Source organism: Nostoc flagelliforme FACHB-838 (genome assembly GCF_014698065.1).
GTDB classification, from domain to species: Bacteria; Cyanobacteriota; Cyanobacteriia; order Cyanobacteriales; family Nostocaceae; genus Nostoc; species Nostoc flagelliforme_B.
This window is the reverse complement of the sequence record NZ_JACJSI010000530.1, coordinates 1-3,422: the sequence shown is the minus strand read 5'-3', so window position 1 is coordinate 3,422 and position 3,422 is coordinate 1. Positions and strand designations below refer to the sequence as shown.

The 3,422-nt window shown below is 39.4% G+C and carries 4 protein-coding genes; all 4 read right to left on the bottom strand.

The window, feature by feature from the left end; all coding sequences use genetic code 11:
* Positions 1 to 222: 222 nt before the first annotated feature.
* A complete protein-coding gene (locus H6G97_RS48085) occupies positions 223 to 483 on the bottom strand; it encodes a hypothetical protein (RefSeq protein ID WP_190947384.1) in 261 nt (86 codons plus the stop codon).
* A gap of 280 nt (positions 484 to 763) precedes the next feature.
* Positions 764 to 1,333, bottom strand: a complete 570-nt coding sequence (locus H6G97_RS48080) for a tyrosine-type recombinase/integrase (protein ID WP_190947383.1) — start codon at positions 1,331 to 1,333, stop codon at positions 764 to 766.
* A 567-nt stretch (positions 1,334 to 1,900) separates the two neighbouring features.
* On the bottom strand, positions 1,901 to 2,560 hold the full coding sequence (locus H6G97_RS48075) for a hypothetical protein (protein ID WP_190947382.1): 660 nt from the start codon (positions 2,558 to 2,560) through the stop codon (positions 1,901 to 1,903).
* A 463-nt stretch (positions 2,561 to 3,023) separates the two neighbouring features.
* A partial coding sequence (locus tag H6G97_RS48070; protein WP_190947381.1) for a response regulator transcription factor occupies positions 3,024 to 3,422 on the bottom strand: 399 nt, incomplete at its 5' end.

The following is a 3,422-nucleotide window of genomic DNA, read 5'->3' as shown; positions in this document are numbered from 1 at the left end:
CAACCAACTCCTTCTTTACTTCCACAAGTTCCTGCCGAGTAAAGTTGCTGCTCAATTATGCTGCTTAAAACCCACGAATTTATACAGTTTGATTTCCCAAATTGAATTAGTCTGCTGTCTGCTTCTTTTGAACTCTAACTCTTTGATGTCAATGGGTTTTACTTTCTTGTAATTTGCGATCGCCCCGTGGTCGATTACCAATTGTATTATCAGGATTTTTATTTATAGTACAATCATTTGTTTTTTTTCATATTGACTAGTTTCATTATCTAACTTCATAATAAATTTACCTGCATTATCATTAATAAATCTATCATAAACAGTATGCCTATAGTAAAAAACACAAGGATAGTCTTTAACATCAGCAGGTTCTACATCGTATCCTTTATCTGTACCGATATATGTAGTCTCTTTACTTGTACATGATGAAGTAAACACTAATAATACACATACCAATATACCCACCTTATATTTGTTTTTCATACTAGAGATTTCAAGCATTAATACTTATATTTAAAAAAGTGTTCTAATATATCTTATTTTTTAAAATACCGCACCTTTTCTTAAATTCTTTTTTAGTTATCACATCTTTCAATAATCGGCTTGGATTTTTCGATTTGTTGATAGTGGCTTTAATTCGTTTCATAGCTTTTAGATATTTAGGTTGTTTCTTTTTCATAATTAGCTACGAGTTGTAATGTGGTAGCAGTAATCTGGTTTAATTTCATGAGGTTGACGAGGCATGAGAGTTTATTTTAAATACTTAAAAATCCAAAGCAGAGATAGCGTTTTGCTTCTGCTTCTCAGTTACCCCCAGATAACGCTCCAAAGCTGCCAGCGTCCGATGCCCCGATATCTCCTGAATGTGGCGCAACGGTATCCCGGCATCGCTCATCCTGGTTAACGCAGTTCTACGGAAGCTGTGGGTACTAACGCCCTCAATGCCCAGCCGCACACAGGTATCTCTAAGGATTTTGTCAGCGCTGACCTTGTGAATATGTAACAACCCATGCCGACCGGGAAACAAGAACTCTTTACGACGATTAGGGTTGTACTCTTCTAAATACTGCCTTAGTTTCGGATGCACTTGAATTTCCCTTGTATCTCGCTTGCCTTTGGTGTTGACACTGCGTAGTACTAACACGCCTCTGACACCGTTACTGCCGAACACGTCTTTTACCGCCAAAGTGCAAGCTTCGTTAATTCGGCAGGCAGCATAAAGGCACACGCCAAACAATGCCCGATCGCGTGGGTTGACAAAGCCCTCGTTAAATAGGAGATTGATTTGATCGGGTGTGAGAATTTCTGCCCTGCCGAATCTGTTTATTTTCATACGTTCTAGCCTACATGGTCTTTCTGCAATTAAACAATGTAAGCGACCGAAAAGCCTATTCTCTCGTGAGCGATGACACCCGATTAAACTAAACTTATCAATCAGCCCGACACCACAAACGCTACAAAGGGCATTCTTTCGTTGGCTGATAAAAATAGCTTATGTTTGCAGCATGATGACCAAAGGGAGGTATCATCCACACCAATAGTATTTGCTCATGTTGGGGCAGTTCCGATGTCTATACTGGGTTCTACACTCTTGATTGAATCTCTGCTATCAATGAGTGATATCAATCTATTAGCCCTGTTATGTCACTTTTGGAAAACAATAATCGAAGCGAAATTCTCAACCTTTGATTGAATCAAGCTTTGAGCCTTTATTTACTAACAGAAACTAGAATTTATAGCTAAAACCCAGAAATTCAAACTCCAGAAGGCTTACAGCGATGGGCTTCTACTAAAGTGACACAAGCGTCTGAGGAAGCGATCACATTCCCAATGGATGTAAAGAAACATTTCTGTTTCTTAGAAGAGGGATAGTCGTATTAGATATCGGGCGGGTAACCCCTTAGCTAGGAATGACGTAACCTGTAATACCTTCTAGCACATACCCATTTCTCCCATTACCCAGCTCCGCAAAATTAGTAGTGTATAAGTGGTTTGTATTTTTGGAACTGTAATATCGATATAGAGGAATAGTACCTGTAACAGGTAGAGAATAGATATAACCTACAACACCTTCATAGGCATAGCCTAAGCCACCAACAGCAACCAATTCACTAAGATTAGTGGTGTAAAAATGATTTGTGGCTGATTGACTATAAGCTCGATATAGAGGAATAGTTCCAGGGTCTTGTTGTGTAGAAATATAGGCGGCAATTCCTTCCGAGATATATCCGCCATTACCATTTCCTAGCTCACCAAAATTAGTAGTGTATAAGTGGTTAACAATTGATGGATTATAGTAACGGTAAAGTGGGTATGCCGTAACTTGTGTATCATTAATTGTTCGAGTAATAGAAGGAACTTGAGCAAGTAGTATATTTTCTGAGCTACTTTTGCCTACGCTAATAGTTAACTGATTCGTGTTCTGGAGTTTAGAAGAATTCGATGTCGCTAAAGCTAGATGGTTAGTGGTTAAGTAGTTAACTGTACTAATACTTGCAATGCCAACAGCCAAGCCACCAAAAGTTTTTAAGACTCTACGTACTGACCAATTACTAAACATACAAGCATCCTTTAACTTGATACTAATCGCCTGTATATTAGCAGACTAGTAATATATAGCACAATGGAAAAAATTGTAAAGAAGTTGAAAAGGCAGGCTAATGTCTACTGCCCGTGTGTCTGTCTAGATGTCTGTCGCGTCTGTCCGTCCATTGCTGCATAAGGTTTCTGTCTAATCCTGTCCATTCTGGCCGTTTATCTGACTTGGGCTAATTTCGATGGTCGTAGCATCTAGCCAGACTCGCCTCTACCAGTTCGTTAAACAATCGCTTCAACTCTTCTGAACTGAACCGTTGACTTTTTACCTAAAAGTTGGGCTGTATCTCAATAATGACTGCCGATGTTCTGACAGTGCGCTCTGGGCGTGTTGCAGCAACGATTGGGCTAGTTAGGGATATAGAGATTTTGTACAAAAATAAACCCCACCACTCCCCGACTATCCTTTCGCTCTCCTCACCAATACATCATTCATTCATAATCAAGTTATAGTCGATATAACCAAGCATCGCCCCTCTTTTTATCGCCTCATAACGGTTCTTGACGTGCCATTTACTGTACAAATCGCTAGCATAATGTTTGACTGTACTAACAGAGAGAAACATTTCTCTGGCAATCTGTTCAAAAACTAAACCCTGAGCCAGTAATCGCAGAACTTGTATTTGCCGCTCGGTGGGAGAGTCAAGCAAGTTTTTGTCAGCAAAACTAGGGTCAATATATCTGTTTTGATAAACGCTTTCTAACAGTTTTTTAGCCAGCTTCGGGTCAAGTAGACATTCATTAAAGTAAGCTCTCTTGATGGCTAGTTCAATCAATTCTATATCAGCACTTTTGAGCATATAAGAATCAGCCCCATGACCGAAAGC